Below are 15,419 nucleotides of genomic sequence, written 5' to 3'. Positions count from 1 at the left end.
CCCTTCGCGTGTGCGGTGGTACTAGTTGCGCGAGCTGCTCGCGATGATGGCGAGGATGCGCAGGATCTCGAGGTACAGCCAGACGAGCGTCACGATGAGGCCGAACGCTGCGGTCCAGGCGTAGATGCGGGGCGCGCCGCGCTCGACACCGGTCTTGATCTGGTCGAAGTCGAGGATCAGCGAGTACGCGGCCATCAGCACGACGAACACGCCGATGAGCACGCCGAGCGGGATGCCGAAGAGCGTCACGCCCATCAGGCCGAACGCGCTCTGCGTCACGCCGGTCCACATCAGGACCAGGTTCACGAGGGAGAACGCCATGTACCCGACCATCGCGATCAGGAAGAAGCGCGTGGCCTTGGGGGTCGCGCGGACCTTGCCCGAGCGGAACAGGAGCAGGGTGACGAAGAACACACCGAGCGTGCCGAACACGGCCTGGGGCACGATGCCCTCGAACGCGGTGTTGTAGAACCCGGAGATACCGCCGACGAACAGCCCCTCGAAGAACGCGTACGTCAGGATCAGACCCGGCGACGGCTTCTTCTTGAAGGTGTTGACGAGCGCCAGGACGAACCCGACGAGTGCGCCGACGATCCAGACGACCGGGGGCAGGTTCCAACCGGCCACCGCGCCGACGACGAGCACGCCGAACGCGAGCAGCGTCTTGACGATGGTGTCTTCGTACGACATGCGGTCGGTGTCCACCGGGGACGCAGTCGGGCGGTCGTACATGTACTGCAGCTGCTCGGGGGTCATGCCGCCCTGGGCCTGCTGCGGGGTCTGTCCCCAGCCGGCCTGCTGCTGACCAGCACCGCGCCCGCCCCAGGTGTTTGCCCCCTGTGCATTGAAGGCGGGGGACTGGTCGAAACCGGGCTTGAAGGCCATGGTGTCCTCTTCCTAGGAGATTCGAGTCCTCTCAGCCTAGGGGCGCTCGGTCGCGGAAGGCTGAGGATTCGCGGCGAGCGGACGCGGACCCAGCGGGCCCCGACGAGGGAAGCCTAGGGTCGCCCGCTGCACGCGCGCCCCGAGGACGTCGAGAGTCCGCCGTCGAGCCCGTCGAGCCCGTCGAGCCCGTCGAGCCCGTCGAGCCCGTCGAGCCCGTCGAACCCGTCGAGCCCGCCCGTCCGGACGGCAGCGCCGGGTAGAGCCACGTGACGAGCGCGACCGAGATCGTCATGAGCAGGAACCACGCCACGATCTTCGTCGGCGCCACCGGCTGCCACACCGCGAGCTGTGCCGGGTAGCTCCACGCCCCGGCCCAGGTCGCGACGTTCTCGGCTGCCCAGATGAACACCGCGACGAGGCCCATCGCGACGAGCACGGGCATCCGCAGTGTCGCCCGGTGGATCCGGACGTGCATGGTCGTGCGGGCGAAGAGCAGCAGCACGAGCGCGAGGAGCAGGTACCGGGCGTCGGCGACGAAGTGGTGACCGAAGAAGTTCAGGTAGATCCCGCACGCCACGACCGCCAGCAGCCACTGCCGCGGGTACCGGTCGAACCGCAGGTCGAACAGCCGGTACACCCTGACCATGTACGACCCGACGGCGCCGTACATGAAGCCCGAGAACAGCGGCACCCCGGCGACGACGAACAGCCCACCGGGCTCGTAGGTCCACGAGCCCATGTGGGTCTTGAACACCTCCATCGCGGTGCCGACGACGTGGAACAGCAGCACGACGCGGAGTTCGCGCACGGTCTCGAGCCCGAACACGAGCATGCCGACCTGCAGCAGCACGGCCGCGATCGTCAGCACGTCGTTCCGCATCGCCGCCGGCACGGTCAGGTGCACCACGGCCATGGTCGTGAGCAGCAGCGCCCCGAACGCGCACGCCCAGGCCTGCTTCGCGCCGAACACCAGGAACTCGGTGACGAACACACGGACGGGCCGGTGCGGTTGGTGCCCGGCGTCGAGCAGACGGCGTGCGGCCCGGTCGATCCGGGCCTCGACGGCGGTGGAGAGCGAACGGACGGTCATGCGGTGATGCTCCGCGTCGTCGCTGGGAACAGCGGCGCCCGGAGCGACGGGTGTGTCCCGAGACACAGGGGCCCGCTGGTCACCCGCGGCAAGTAGGGTCGCGCCATGACCCTCGTGATCGCCCACCGCGGTGCGTCCGGCTACCGTCCCGAGCACTCGCGGAGCGCGTACGACCTCGCGATCGAACTCGGCGCCGACGCGATCGAACCGGACCTGGTGCCCACGAAGGACGGCGTGCTGGTGCTCCGGCACGAGAACGAGGTCTCGGGCACCACGGACGTCGCCGACCACCCCGAGTTCCGGCACCTGCGCACGACGAAGACCGTCGACGGCCAGACCCTGACCGGCTGGTTCACCGAGGACTTCACGTGGGCCGAGCTGCAGACGCTCCGCACCCGCGAGCGCCTGCCGGTGCTCCGCCCGGGATCCGCCGAGCACGACGGTGTGCAGCCGATCCTGCGGCTCGTCGACCTGCTCGCCGTCCTCGATGCCGCACCCCGCCCGGTCGGGCTCGTCGCCGAGGTCAAGCACGCCGCGTACTTCGACCGCGCCGGGTTCCCGATGGGTGAACTCGTCGACGCCGCGCTCGGCGAGGCCGGGTGGCGGCGGGACGAGCGGCTCACGGTGGAGAGCTTCGAGAAGGGCGTGCTGCGCGACCTGCGCGAGCGGGGGACCGGTGGTCGACTCGTGTACCTCCAGGAGGCCCGTGGCAGTGCCGCGGACGAGGTCGCGTCCCACGGATCGCTCGCCCCCACCTACGCCGCCGAGCGCTCCGAGGACGCGCTCGCGTCGTTCGCGACCGAGTTCCACGGCATCAGCGTCGACCTCGGCACCCTGATGGCCGGCGTCGACAGCGTCGCGCTCGACGACCCGACGCCGGTGCGCAGCGCGATCGTCGCACGCGCCCACGCCGCGGGGCTCGCGGTGTACACGTGGACCCTCCGGCCGGAGAACCGGTTCCTGCCGTCGCCGTTGCGTCGTGGTGGCGACGTCGCGGCGTTCGGCGACTGGGAGCGGTGGTTCACGTCCGTGATCCGCACCGGACTCGACGGGGTGTTCGCCGACCACCCTGACCTGGCGGTGCTCGCCCGGTCCGCTGTCGGGGGTCCCGCCTAGACTGTCCCGGACATGACGATCGTGCTCGACCCCTTCGAATCGACGCCCGAGCCGGGCGCCGGTGCCCGCGCGTACGAAGACCCGTTCACCGCGGGTCTGAACCCCCAGCAGAAGGAAGCCGTCGAGTACCGCGGCGAGTCCCTGCTGATCGTGGCCGGTGCCGGTTCCGGCAAGACGAGCGTGCTCACCCGCCGCATCGCGCTGCTGCTCGCCAACCGCGAAGCCTGGCCGTCGCAGATCCTGGCGATCACGTTCACGAACAAGGCCGCGGCCGAGATGCGCGAGCGCGTCCGGGCCCTGGTCGGTGGCGAGGCCGAGGGGATGTGGATCTCCACGTTCCACTCGGCGTGCGTGCGCATCCTGCGGCGCGAAGCCGAGCGGTTCGGGTTCCCGCAGTCGTTCACGATCTACGACTCCGCCGACTCCAAGGCGCTGCTGAAGCGGATCATCAAGGAGCTCGAGGCCGACTCCCTCGGGCTGACCGTCGGCGCCGCGGCGTCGAAGATCTCGAAGCTCAAGAACGAGCTGCAGGACATCGACACCTACGCGCGCAACATCAACGTGAACGACCCGCAAGAGGTCATGTTCACCGAGGTGTTCCGGCGCTACACGAACGAACTCCGCCGGGCGAACGCGTTCGACTTCGACGACCTCATCGGCCAGACGGTGTTCCTGTTCCGGGCCTTCCCGGACGTCGCTGCCCTGTACCAGCGCCGCTTCCGGTACATCCTGGTCGACGAGTACCAGGACACGAACCACGCCCAGTACGCCCTGATCCGTGAGCTCACCCGCCCGGTGCCGGTCGAACAGGTCGACAAGCTCGAGGACTCCGGCCAGCACGTCGCCCGGATGCGGGAGACCGACGGGTCGATCGCCCCCGCGTCCCTGACGGTGGTCGGCGACTCCGACCAGTCGATCTACGCGTTCCGCGGGGCGGACATCCGCAACATCGTCGAGTTCGAGCGGGACTTCCCGAACTCCAGGACGATCCTGCTCGAGCAGAACTACCGCTCGACGCAGAACATCCTCGACGCGGCGAACGCCGTCATCGCGAACAACTTCGACCGCCAGGCGAAGAGCCTGTTCACCGACGTCGGTGCCGGCGAGAAGATCGTCGGCTTCACCGGGTACACCGGCCACGACGAGGCGCAGTTCGTCGCCGACGAGATCCAGCGCCTGCGTGAAGACGGCATGGACTACCGCGACATGGCGGTGTTCTACCGGACCAACTCGCAGACCCGTGCGCTCGAGGAGATCTTCATCCGTGCGGCGATCCCGTACCGGGTGCTCGGCGGCACGAAGTTCTACGAGCGCGCCGAGATCAAGGACGCCATGGCGTACCTGATCACCGTCGCCAACCCGGCCGACCCGATGGCCCTGCGCCGCATCCTCAACGTGCCCAAGCGCGGCATCGGCTCGGTCACCGAGACCACGCTGCAGCGCTACGCCGACGAGCACGAGACCACGATGCGCGACGCCCTGCGGCACGCGGGCGAGCTCGGGTTCGGGCCGAAGGTGCGGAACGCCATCACCGAGTTCGCGGCGCTGCTCGACTCCGTGTCCGAGAAGGCCCCGACGCAGCCGGTGGTCGACACCCTGACGCAGCTGCTCGACGGCTCCGGGCTGCTCGACAACCTGCGGAAGTCGCCCGACGCGCAGGACGCAGCCCGTGCCGACAACATCGACGAGCTCGTGGCCGTGACGCGTGAGTTCCAGAAGAACAACCCCGAGGGCACGCTGTCGGACTTCCTGACCGAGGTCTCGCTGGTCGCCGCGGCGGACGAGCTCGACGACTCTTCGGGAACGGTGTCGCTGATGACGCTGCACACCGCGAAGGGCTTGGAGTACGACGCGGTGTTCCTGACCGGCGTCGAGGAAGACCTGCTGCCGCACCGGATGTCCGCCAACGAACCCGGCGGGCCGTCGGAAGAGCGCCGGCTGTTCTACGTGGGCATCACCCGCGCCAAGAAGGTCCTGTTCCTGTCCCTCGCGATGACCCGCGCCCAGTTCGGCGACGTGAACGTGGCGATGCCCTCGCGCTTCCTGCAGGAGATCCCCGAGGGGCTCATCGAGTGGAAGCAGTCCCCGGGCATGGCGAACAGCCGTGGTGGCACGCAGCCCCGCGCCCTGAACGCCAAGCGCGACGGCGGCTTCGGCGGCGGTGGCGGGGGTGGTGGCTACCGCGGTGGTGGTGGCTGGGGCGGCGGCTCGTACGACCGCGCGGCGGCGGCCTCGAAGACCCGCCCGAAGACCGAGTGGGCGAACCGGGTGTCCGGGCAGGTGCGCGACAACGGCGACATGGAACTCGTCGCCGGTGACCGCATCAAGCACGTCGACTTCGGTGAGGGCACGGTGTCCGCGGTGACGGGTCAGGGTGCCAAGCGCATCGCCGAGATCGCGTTCGACTCAGCGGGCCGCAAGAAGCTCCTCATCAAGATCGCCCCGATCGAGAAGCTGTAGGAGCCCTCACCGGTCCACACCGAACCGGAAGCCGCGGCCGGTCCGGAGTTCACGGAACGGACCCGGGCGTTCCCCGTGATCGGCAGCACCCCGGCCGTCGCGGATGCTGACAGTGGCACCCGCTGAGGCCCGCACACCCCGGCCATCCTCACGACGCACGCCCTGGTCCCGCCGGGCGGGGACGCCTGGCCCGTCCGGCAGACGAGCGTCTGACACGCACGGCCGGACAGCCGCCCCTCGTTCGGGTGGCACGATCACGGTTTGTGAGGTTAGCCTCACCTAACGTGACACCTCCCATCGAACTCCTGACCACCGCCACCGCCGAGCGCTACCGCTCCGCCGTGACGTCCACGGTGGACCGCCTGGCCGACCGCTTCGCCGCCGCCGACCGTCCGACGACCGACACCGCTCCCGAGGTCCTCCGGGCCCGGGTGCAGGACGTCGACCTCGACGCCGAACCCCTCGGAACGGACCGTGCACTCGCCGAACTCGACGAGCTGTTCGTCCGCGAGGCCGTCTGGTTCCACGACCCGGCGTACCTCGCGCACCTGAACTGCCCGGTCGCGCTGCCCGCGGTCGCCGCCGAGTCGGTCCTGGCCGCCGTGAACCCGTCGGTCGACACCTGGGACCAGTCCCGTATCGGCACCGAGATCGAGCGGCACGTCGTCGCCTGGCTCGCCGGTCGGATCGGGTTCGCCGCGGGGGACGGCGTCTTCACCTCGGGCGGCTCGCAGTCGAACCTGCAGGCCCTGCTGCTGGCGCGCGAGGCCCTCGGCACCAGCGGCACCGTGTTCACGACCGCGGAGACCCACTTCAGCATCGCGAAGTCGGCGCGGCTGCTCGGGCTCGAGGCCGTGGTCGCCGTCGCCACCGACCACGCCGGCCGGATGGTGCCGGCCGCCCTCGCGGAGGCGATCGCCGCCGCCCGCGCAGCCGGGCAGACGCCGATGGCCGTCGTCGCCACCGCCGGCACCACCGACCGCGGGGTGATCGACCCGCTCGAGCCGATCGCGGACGTCTGTGACCTCGAGGGAGTCTGGCTGCACGTCGACGCCGCGTACGGCTGCGGGCTGCTCGTGTCCCCGACCCGCCGGCACCTGCTCGACGGCGTCGAACGGGCCCGGAGCGTGACCGCCGACCTGCACAAGTCGTTCTTCCAGCCGGTGTCGTCGAGCGCCCTGCTCGTGCAGCGCCCGGAGGACCTGCGCCGCACCGCCTGGTACGCCGACTACCTGAACCCCGAGGACGCCGCCGAGCCGAACCAGGTCGACAAGTCGCTGCAGACCACCCGCCGGTTCGACGCCCTGAAGCTCTGGGCGACCCTGCGGGCGACCGGTGCCGACGCGATCGGGGCCGCGTTCGACGCCGTCATCGACCTCGCCGTGACCACCCACCGGATCGTCGAGGAGCACCCCGACCTGGTGCTCGTCGCGCCGACGCAGCTCAGCACGGTGCTGTTCCGCTGGCAGCCCGCCGGCATGACGGACGAGGCCGCCGACGCGCTGGTCGCCCCGATCCGCTCGGCCCTGCTCGCCGAGGGCCGGGTGCTGATCGCCAAGACGGTCATCGACGGCCGGCCGTGCAACAAGCTCACGCTGCTCAACCCGGAGACGACGCCGGAGCAGATGCGCGCGTCGCTGGAGCACGTCGTCGCGACGGCCGCCCGGGTGCGCGCAGCCACCACTGAGACCGAGGGAGCGACCCGATGACCGCCGACCGCACCACGGACCGCGCAACCACCGCCGACCCCGTCGTGCACGACGTCGTCGGCATCGGCATCGGCCCGTTCAACCTCGGCCTCGCCTGTCTGACGGACCCGATCGCCGACCTCGACGCGGTGTTCCTCGACGCCGCCGACGGCTTCGCCTGGCACCACGGCATGATGCTGGACGACGCCACGATCCAGGTGCCGTTCCTCGCCGACCTGGTGACGATGGCCGACCCGACCTCGCCGTTCTCGTTCCTCGCCTGGCTCAAGGACACCGGGCGCCTGTACCCGTTCTACATCCGCGAGGACTTCCACCCCCTGCGCAGCGAGTACGACGCCTACTGCCGCTGGGCCGCCGACCGGCTCGACACCCTGCGGTGGGGCCGCCGGGTGACCGCCGTCGAGCACGACCCGGTCACCGACACGTTCACGGTGCACGCCGAGACCGATCAGGGTCCCGAGACGTACCGCGCACACCACGTCGTCGTGGGCATCGGGACCGAGCCGTCCGTGCCCGCCCCGCTGCGCGGGATCGGCGGGCCGGCCGTCCACTCCGCCGAGTTCCTGCCGAACCGCGACGCCCTGCGCGACGCCGGGTCCATCGCCGTCGTCGGCAGCGGGCAGTCCGCCGCCGAGGTCTACCGCGAACTGCTCGAGGACATCCGGCAGGACGGCTACCGCCTCGACTGGATCACTCGCTCGCCCCGGTTCTTCCCGATGGAGGACACCAAGCTCACCCTCGAGATGACGAGCCCGGAGTACACGGACCACTTCCACGGGCTGCCCGAAGCCGTCCGCGACCGCCTCGGGCGCGAGCAGCGTGGCCTGTACAAGGGCATTAGCGCCGACCTGGTCGACGACCTGTACGACCAGCTCTACCGGATCAGTGCGCGCGGGCCGGTCCCGACGACGCTCCGGACCGAGACGAGCGTCGTCGACGCCGCCTGGCTTGCCGACCGCGGCGCGTACCGGCTGACGCTCCGGCACGAGCAGCTCGACCAGACGTACGAGCACGAGGTCGAGCAGCTGGTGCTGGCCACCGGGTACACCCCGCGGGTCCCGCGGTTCCTCGACCCGGTCGAGCACCTCGTCGCCCGCGACTCCCGCGGTCGCCTGGCCGTCGCCCGCGACCACCACGTCGACACCCTGGGCGGACGCATCTGGGTGCAGAACGCCGAGGAGCACACGCACGGCCTGACCGCGCCCGACCTCGGCATGGGTGCGTGGCGGAACGCGTCGATCATCCGGTCCGTCACGGGTCGCCCCGTGTACGGCCTGGAGGCCCGGATCGCCTTCCAGGAGTTCGGCCTGCCCGCCTCGGAGCCGTCCACCGCCCGCCCCGGCGCCGCGGAGCGCGCGCCGGCCCGGCCCGCGTCCGAGCGTGCGGAGGTGTCCGCATGAGCGCCGTCGTCGACAGCACCGGTGTGACGGGCAGCGATGGCACGGGCACTGCGACGGTCGACGCGCACGGGGCGACCGCGCCCGGGGGAGCCGAGCCGGGCCTCCTGACCGTCGAACCCGTGGACCCGGAACGGGACGCCGCCGTCGTGCAGTCGTGGCTCACCCACCCGGCGTCGTCGTGGTGGGAGATGGGCGACCTCGACGTGGACGGCGTGCGCGCCTACCTGGCCGGAGTGCAGGCGGACCCCGCGCAGGCAGCGTGGCTCGGCCGCCGGAACGGCGAACCGTGCTTCCTGGCGGAGACCTACGACCCCTCCGCCGTCCTGCTCACCGACGTGTGGGCGGCCGAACCCGGCGACGTCGGCATGCACCTGCTCGTCGCGCCGGTGCCCACCGAGGGTCGTGTCCACGGCCTGACCAGCGCGGTGATGCGTACCGTCGTCGAGCACTGCCGGGACGCCCTCGGCGCGCGCCGGGTCGTCGTCGAACCCGACGTGCGGAACACCGCCGTGCAGGCGAAGAACGCCGAGGTCGGGTTCCGCGCCCTGCGACAGGTGGACGTCGACGGCAAGCGGGCCCTGCTGTCGGTGCTCGACACCGACCGGATCGGCGTCCCCGACGACGACGGGCCAGCCGCACACCTGCGGCCCGAGCACCTGGAACCCGCCGAACGGCACCTCGTCGCGAAGACGATCGCTGAGTTCACCCACGAACGGCTGATCGCACCCGTGCCGGACGGGGACGGGTGGCGGCTCGACGCGGGGGAGTCGACCTACCGGTTCCGGGCGCGGCAGCACGTGCTCGAGCACTGGTCGGTGGACGAGGCCTCGCTGACGCGCACCCGTGCGGGGGTGCCGGCGCCGCTCAGCGCGCAGGAGCTCGTGCTCGAGCTGCGCGCGGTGCTCGGGATCCCCGACGAGTTGCTCGGCACGTACCTGGAGGAGATCGCGTCGACGCTGGCGAGTGCCGCGGCGAAGCACCGGCGGGGCGGACCGTCGGCCGGGCAGCTGGCACGGGGGCGAGGCGGGGCCGGGGCGGCCGGTTCTGCCGGATCGGCCGGTTCGGCCGGGTCCGTCGAGGACGTCGAGGACGTCGTCGCGTCGTTCCAGGACGTCGAGGCGGCGATGACCGAGGGACACCCGGCGTTCGTCGCCGCCAACGGCCGGATCGGGTTCGGGCTCGACGAGTACCGGGCGTTCGCGCCGGAGTCCGGCGGTCGGTTCCGGTACCGGTGGCTCGCCGCTCGACGCGAGCACACGCACCTGGCGCTCGCCGCGGACCGGACCGAGCAGGCGCACTGGGAGTCAGAGCTGTCGCCGGCTGTCGTGGCCGGGTTCCGTGCCACGCTGGAGCGTCGCGGGCTCGACCCCGACGACTACGTGTGGCTTCCCGTGCACCCGTGGCAGTGGCAGCACCGGATCGCCGTGACCTTCGCACCCGACCTGGGCCGACAGGACCTGGTCGACCTGGGCGAGGGACCCGACGAGTACCAGCCGCAGCAGTCCATCCGCACCGCGTTCAACCGCACCGAGCCGGCACGGTCGTACGTGAAGACGGCGCTCGCCGTGCAGAACATGGGGTTCCTGCGGGGGATGTCCCCCGCGTACATGCGGAACACCCCGGCCGTGAACGACTGGGTCGAGTCGATCGTCTCCGCCGACCCCACGCTCGCCGCTGTCGGGTTCTCCGTGCTCCGGGAGCACGCCGCCATCGGCTACACGGGGGACGCCTACCACCGGGTCGACGTGTCCTCGCCGCAGCGCAAGATGCTCGCGGCGCTGTGGCGGGAGAGCCCGCTGCCGCGGGTGACGGACGGCGAGCGACTGCTGACGATGGCGGCGCTGCTGCACCGGGACGCCTCGGGGAACGCCGTGGTCTCGGCGCTGATCGAGGCCTCCGGTCTGCCCGCCGACGTCTGGGTCCGGCGCTGGCTCGACGCCTACCTGCTGCCCGTCGTGCACTGCCTGACCGTGCACGACCTGGTGTTCATGCCGCACGGCGAGAACCTGGTGCTCGTCGTGCGCGACGGCGTCGTGGTCCGCGCCGTGATGAAGGACATCGGTGAAGAGGCCGCGGTGCTCGGGCGGCACGACGACCGCCCGGTACCCGCCGACATCGACCGGATCGTGCACCCGGTGCCCGACGACGAGGCCGCGCTCGCGGTGTTCACCGACGTGTTCGACGGGGTGCTGCGGTTCGTCGCCGCGATCCTCGACGACGACGAGGTGCTGCCGGAGTCCCGCTTCTGGCAGGTCGTGGGGGAGTGCATCGACGCCCACGCCGACGCGCACCCGGACCGCCGTCGTCCCCTGGACCTACGCGTGCCGACGTTCGAGCACTCGTGCCTGAACCGGTTGCAGCTGCGGAACACGCTGTCGATGGTGGACCTGGCGGACCAGTCGGCGTCGCTCATCCGGGCGGGGGTGATGGCGAACCCGATCGGGCGGTAGGGGGCGGGGGCTCGGAGCCGCGCCGACTACGGCTGCAGGCGGGTGGCCGACCAGGCACCCTCGGCGAGTGCGTACTGCAGACGTCGGTGCATCCGGTCACGGCTGCCGTGCCAGAATTCCACGATGTCGGGCTCGAGACGCCAGGCAACCCACCGTGCCGGCCGGGGGACGTCGTCGTCGGAGTCGTCGAGCAGGTCGTTCGCGTCGTCGATCAGGTCCTGCAGTGTCCGCGGCTCGAGCACGGCCGACTGGTCCGCGATGGCCGTCGCCGCGCGTGACTTCGGGGAGCGGTCCGCGAACAGGGCGTCGGACTCGGCGTCCGACAGCCGGACCACGTGGCCCTCGAACCGGAGCTGCTGCATCGTCTCGCGCCAGTACGCCTGCAGGGCCGCGTGCGGGTTCTCGGCGAGCTGCCGGCCCTTCGGGCTGTCCTCCGACGTCCCGAAGACCAGTCCGTCCGCCTCGATGCGCTTCACGTCGACCGTGCGAGCGGACACGCGGCCGTCGGCCCCGGCCGTGGCGAGGGTCATCGACAACGGCTCGGAGACGTCTCGGTCCTTCGCCGCGGACAGCCACTCGCGAGCGAGGTCGAGCGGAGACGCCGGCGGGCTGTCGAACTCGGGCAGGTGCAGGGAGTCGTCACCGGAGAGCGGGGCAGAGGACATGCACCCACCCAACCGTGCGCCGGCGGTCGGCGCTCAGGGAGTCCGGCGGTGACGCACCGAACGGGTCACGTGACGTGTCGCCCCGCGGTCCGCCGCATCGCCCGCAGCAGCAGCGGACCCGGCAGTCGCAGCAGCGCCCTCGGCACCAGCGCCCGCACCCCGGCCACCACCCGGACGGTGCGCCGGAAGCGCCGTTCCTCCCGCGGCCCCCACGCGAAGCCGTACGCCGTGCGCACCCGTTCCGGCAGCATCCCCACGGTCACGACGCGGACGAGGGGCATCGCCGCCCGCACCCACAGCGGCGCGAACCGCGGGTGCAGCAGGTCACGGACGACCCCGCGGGCGTCGTCGGTGACCTCGAGCCCCTCCAGCGTCCGCTGCCAGTACCGGTCGAACACCGCCACCGAGGTCGGCCAACGCTCCGGCGGCACCCGCAGCGCGGTCGCGATCGGGGCGTAGGCGGCGAGGACCTGCTCGGCGCGGGCCGCGGAGACGCGTGTGCCGAACAGCTCGTGCGCCCGCCGGGCGGAGTCGAACAGGGTCGCGGCCACCCAGAGCTGCCGGTCGACGTCGTCGGCGCCGGCGACGGGCCGGTGCGCACGGTTGACGAAGCCGGCAGCGGTCGCCGAGTCGGTCTCCGTGCCGATGACGACGGCGTAGACGAACATCAGGGTGTGGGCGAGCCGCTGCTGGGGTCGCCGGGCGAAGTCCGAGTGCCGTCGGACACCGGCCGCGACGACCGGGTCGGCGATCTGCAGCAGGATGGCGCGGCCGCCCGCGGCCACGGGTGTGCTGTCGGCGAGGAACCGACGCAGGTGACGGTCGTGGACGCGCCCAGCAGGCGGACGGGAGGCACGGCGCGGGTCGTGCGTCGCGCCTCCAGGCCCTGGGGTGCTCACGCTGCACCCCGTCGGGGTCGCGCCCGCAGGACGGGCCGCAGGTCCACGGCGATCGCCGCGAGGAGCGCGACTGCGCCGACGACCAGGGCGACGAGTGCGTACGAGGCGTCGGCCGGTGCACCGGTCAGGGCGAGGAGCGTCACGACGAGCCACATCGCGGGGAGCGGCCAGAGGCGGGTCGGTGATCCGGTGACGACCGCACCGACGACGCCGACGACGAGGAGCGGGACCCAGCGGCCACCGGGCTCCGAGCGGGCGGCGAGGTGTGCCGCGGCGGCGATCAGGAGCATCACCGCCACCGCCAGCAGCCGCGCTGCCGAGGGCATGCTGCGGACGCTGGCACGGACTCGTCGGGACACGGCCCGATGCTACCGAGCCGTGTCCCGGGGGGCCTGATCAGCTCAGAGCGGCTTCGTGCCGAGGTCGTTGCCGAGGTCGGCGCGGTCCTCGTCCTGCTCGTTCTCGTGCTCCCACAGGTCGGGCGAGCCCTCGCGCGGGGAGCCACCGGTCGGACCGTCGTCGGAGCCGTCACCGGGTTGCGGCTCCACGGTCTCGCCGGCGACCGCGTCGTTCGTGACCGTCTGCAGGGACTCCTCGGCCTCGTCCGCCTCGTACGGGCCGACGTGCTCACGGTCGATGTCGTCGTCGCGACGCTGCTGGGACTCGAAGTCGTCGACGGGGCTGATGCCGGGGTCGCTCATGGTGGTTCCTTTCCGTTGCGGGCCTCCTGCCTACCCGTCGGCGCTTGGCGGCCGTCCGGTTTCGTGTCGTGTTCACCCGGGCGTCACCTGCCGGTCACACCGCCACGGCAGCATCGCCGATGCTCGGGGGAGTGGAGCGCGGTCGCCGACGGGTGGTCGAGCGACCGCGCCTTCCCCGCCCGGGTCGTCCGGGCCGACGCGCTGGCCGCCTGCGCTTTCGTCCCTGGTCCGTTCAGACGCGTTCGAGCAGGTCGCGTTGCTCGACGTCGGCGAGTGCGAGGGTGCGGTAGCCGGCGGACTCGAAGAACACCGTGATGCGGTCCTCTTCCGTGCTCATCACCACGCCCGTGCCCCACTCCGCGTGCTCGACGCGCGCATCCGGCGGCCATGCTTCGTCGTTCGCACCGTCGGCGACGTGTGCAGAGGCGTCGCGGGCCGTGCCGGACGAGCAGGTGTCGCAGTTCCCGCACGGCTCCGGCAGCTCGTCGCCGAAGTAGCCGAGCAGGAACTGCCGGCGGCACCCGGTCGTCTCGGCGAGCTGGCGCATCATCGCGATGCGGGATTCCTCGACCCGTTCCCGTTCGGCGGCACGGTCGGCTGTGGCACGGGCAGCACGGTCGGCGTCCTGCGGGCCGTCCGGCACCCGGGAGACACCGTCGACGTCGTCGCGCAGGGCACCGGCGTCGAGCAGGGCGTTGAGTGCTCGACCGGCGGTGCGGGACGACAGACCAGAGGCCTCCACCAGTGCGGAGCGGGCGATCGAGCCGGTCGCCGGGACGGCATCGAACACGGCCCGGACCGAGGCCGGCCGCGGCGAGCCGGACGCGAAGAACGTGCGCAGGCCGAAGTCCTCGGCGCGGTAGTGCAGGGTGGCGCCCGCCGGTTCGGCATCCCGCCCGGCCCGTCCGATCTCCTGGTAGTAGGCGTCGATCGACTCGGGGACGTCGGCGTGCACGACGTACCGGACGTCGGGCTTGTCGATGCCCATGCCGAAGGCACTCGTCGCGACCACCACGTCGACGCCGCCGTCCAGGAACCCGGTGTGCACGGCCTCGCGCTCCGCCACCCGCATGCCGGCGTGGTACGGCTGCGCACGGCGACCGCGGGCGGCGAGGGCGTCGGCGTACTCCGTGGTCGCGGCGCGGGTGGCGACGTAGACGACCGTGGGCCCGTCGAGCTCGGCGACCTGGTCGACCACGGCCTGGCGCTTCTCGGCGTCCTCGGCGTGCCGGACCACCTCGAGCCGGATGCCGGGACGGTCGAACCCGGAGGCGAGCACGAACGGGTCGCGCATGCCGAGCCGCTCGACGATGTCGTCCCGCACCGGAGCGGAGCCCGTCGCGGTCAGGGCGAGCAGCGGCGGGCGGCCCAGGCGCTCCGCGACCTCGCCGAGCGCCAGGTAGTCCGGTCGGAAGTCGTGGCCCCAGGACGAGATGCAGTGCGCCTCGTCGACGGCGACCAGCGCGACCCCGGCATCGCGGAGGCGCTCGAGCACGTCGTCCTTCACCAGCTGCTCGGGGGCGAGGAACACGTACCCGACCTCGCCCGCGGCGACGGCGTCCCACGCATCGGCGACGTCCCGTGCCTTCTTCGTGGCGTTCAGGGCGACGGCGCGAGGGGCGTCGGGATGGTGCTCGAGCCCGACCACCTGGTCCTCCTGCAGCGCCACGAGCGGGGAGACGACCACGACGAGGCCGTCCAGCCCGAGACCGGCGACCTGGTAGATCGCGGACTTCCCCGATCCGGTGGGCATGACCGCCAGGGCGTCGCGGCGGTCGAGCACCGCGTCGATGACGGACTCCTGGTCGGGGCGGAGCGTCCAGCCGAAGACCTCGGTGGCACGGGTACGGAGTTCGGGTTGCACCGATCCACAGTGCCGAGCGGGACCTCGGGCCGGTCCCAGCGCTGCGCGCAGCGGCTCGTGCGGGTCGAGGCCGACCCGGGCCTGGTTCCCGTGCACCGGCCGTCCACCGAGCAGCGCTAGGCTGCGTGGCGGCCGTTGTCTCGACATCGAGCGACCCTCGATGTGGAGAGCGCGACCGGG

Annotated in this window: 12 protein-coding genes; 5 read left to right on the top strand and 7 right to left on the bottom strand. The window is 71.9% G+C overall.

Annotation, left to right across the window (positions count from 1 at the left end):
* Window positions 1-21: 21 nt before the first annotated feature.
* The gene (locus tag DEI85_RS15565; RefSeq protein ID WP_111090921.1) at window positions 22-885 is read right to left on the bottom strand and encodes a Bax inhibitor-1/YccA family protein; all 864 of its coding nucleotides are present in this window, start codon (window positions 883-885) and stop codon (window positions 22-24) included.
* A gap of 31 nt (window positions 886-916) precedes the next feature.
* On the bottom strand, window positions 917-1,975 hold the full coding sequence (locus DEI85_RS15560; protein ID WP_111123227.1) for a DUF817 domain-containing protein: 1,059 nt from the start codon (window positions 1,973-1,975) through the stop codon (window positions 917-919).
* Between the two features lie 105 nt (window positions 1,976-2,080).
* On the opposite strand from DEI85_RS15560, the gene DEI85_RS15555 reads away from it, so the two are divergent.
* From DEI85_RS15555 to DEI85_RS15535, 5 genes are all read left to right on the top strand, one after another.
* Window positions 2,081-3,091, top strand: coding sequence for a glycerophosphodiester phosphodiesterase family protein (locus tag DEI85_RS15555; RefSeq protein WP_111123228.1), 1,011 nt, complete (start codon window positions 2,081-2,083; stop codon window positions 3,089-3,091).
* A 12-nt stretch (window positions 3,092-3,103) separates the two neighbouring features.
* Window positions 3,104-5,551: an ATP-dependent helicase gene (locus tag DEI85_RS15550; protein WP_111123229.1), complete on the top strand. Its 2,448-nt coding sequence runs from the start codon at window positions 3,104-3,106 to the stop codon at window positions 5,549-5,551.
* 284 nt (window positions 5,552-5,835) lie between these two features.
* Complete coding sequence (locus DEI85_RS15545) at window positions 5,836-7,260, top strand: pyridoxal phosphate-dependent decarboxylase family protein (protein ID WP_111123230.1); 1,425 nt, start codon at window positions 5,836-5,838, stop codon at window positions 7,258-7,260.
* A complete protein-coding gene (locus DEI85_RS15540; protein WP_111123231.1) occupies window positions 7,257-8,660 on the top strand; it encodes a lysine N(6)-hydroxylase/L-ornithine N(5)-oxygenase family protein in 1,404 nt (467 codons plus the stop codon). The genes DEI85_RS15545 and DEI85_RS15540 overlap by 4 nt, the downstream gene beginning before the upstream one ends.
* The gene (locus DEI85_RS15535; RefSeq protein ID WP_258376291.1) at window positions 8,657-11,110 is read left to right on the top strand and encodes a GNAT family N-acetyltransferase; all 2,454 of its coding nucleotides are present in this window, start codon (window positions 8,657-8,659) and stop codon (window positions 11,108-11,110) included. Before DEI85_RS15540 ends, DEI85_RS15535 begins: the two co-directional genes overlap by 4 nt.
* A 26-nt stretch (window positions 11,111-11,136) precedes the next feature.
* On the opposite strand, the gene DEI85_RS15530 is transcribed toward DEI85_RS15535, so the two are convergent.
* From DEI85_RS15530 to DEI85_RS15510, 5 genes are all read right to left on the bottom strand, one after another.
* The gene (locus DEI85_RS15530; protein ID WP_111123232.1) at window positions 11,137-11,775 is read right to left on the bottom strand and encodes a pyridoxal 5'-phosphate synthase; all 639 of its coding nucleotides are present in this window, start codon (window positions 11,773-11,775) and stop codon (window positions 11,137-11,139) included.
* A gap of 65 nt (window positions 11,776-11,840) precedes the next feature.
* Entirely contained in the window at window positions 11,841-12,674 is an 834-nt protein-coding gene (locus tag DEI85_RS15525) for an oxygenase MpaB family protein (protein WP_146248979.1), read from the bottom strand.
* The gene (locus tag DEI85_RS15520; RefSeq protein WP_146248980.1) at window positions 12,671-13,033 is read right to left on the bottom strand and encodes a hypothetical protein; all 363 of its coding nucleotides are present in this window, start codon (window positions 13,031-13,033) and stop codon (window positions 12,671-12,673) included. The genes DEI85_RS15525 and DEI85_RS15520 overlap by 4 nt, the downstream gene beginning before the upstream one ends.
* A 42-nt stretch (window positions 13,034-13,075) precedes the next feature.
* Complete coding sequence (locus DEI85_RS15515; protein WP_110859541.1) at window positions 13,076-13,375, bottom strand: hypothetical protein; 300 nt, start codon at window positions 13,373-13,375, stop codon at window positions 13,076-13,078.
* 232 nt (window positions 13,376-13,607) lie between these two features.
* Window positions 13,608-15,239 (bottom strand): RecQ family ATP-dependent DNA helicase, encoded by a 1,632-nt coding sequence (locus DEI85_RS15510; RefSeq protein ID WP_110859570.1) that lies wholly within the window; start codon window positions 15,237-15,239, stop codon window positions 13,608-13,610.
* Window positions 15,240-15,419: the final 180 nt, after the last annotated feature.

This window comes from Curtobacterium sp. MCBD17_026 (assembly GCF_003234895.2).
In the GTDB taxonomy this organism is placed as follows: Bacteria; Actinomycetota; Actinomycetes; order Actinomycetales; family Microbacteriaceae; genus Curtobacterium; species Curtobacterium flaccumfaciens.
This window is presented reverse-complemented; position numbering and strand designations above follow the sequence as displayed.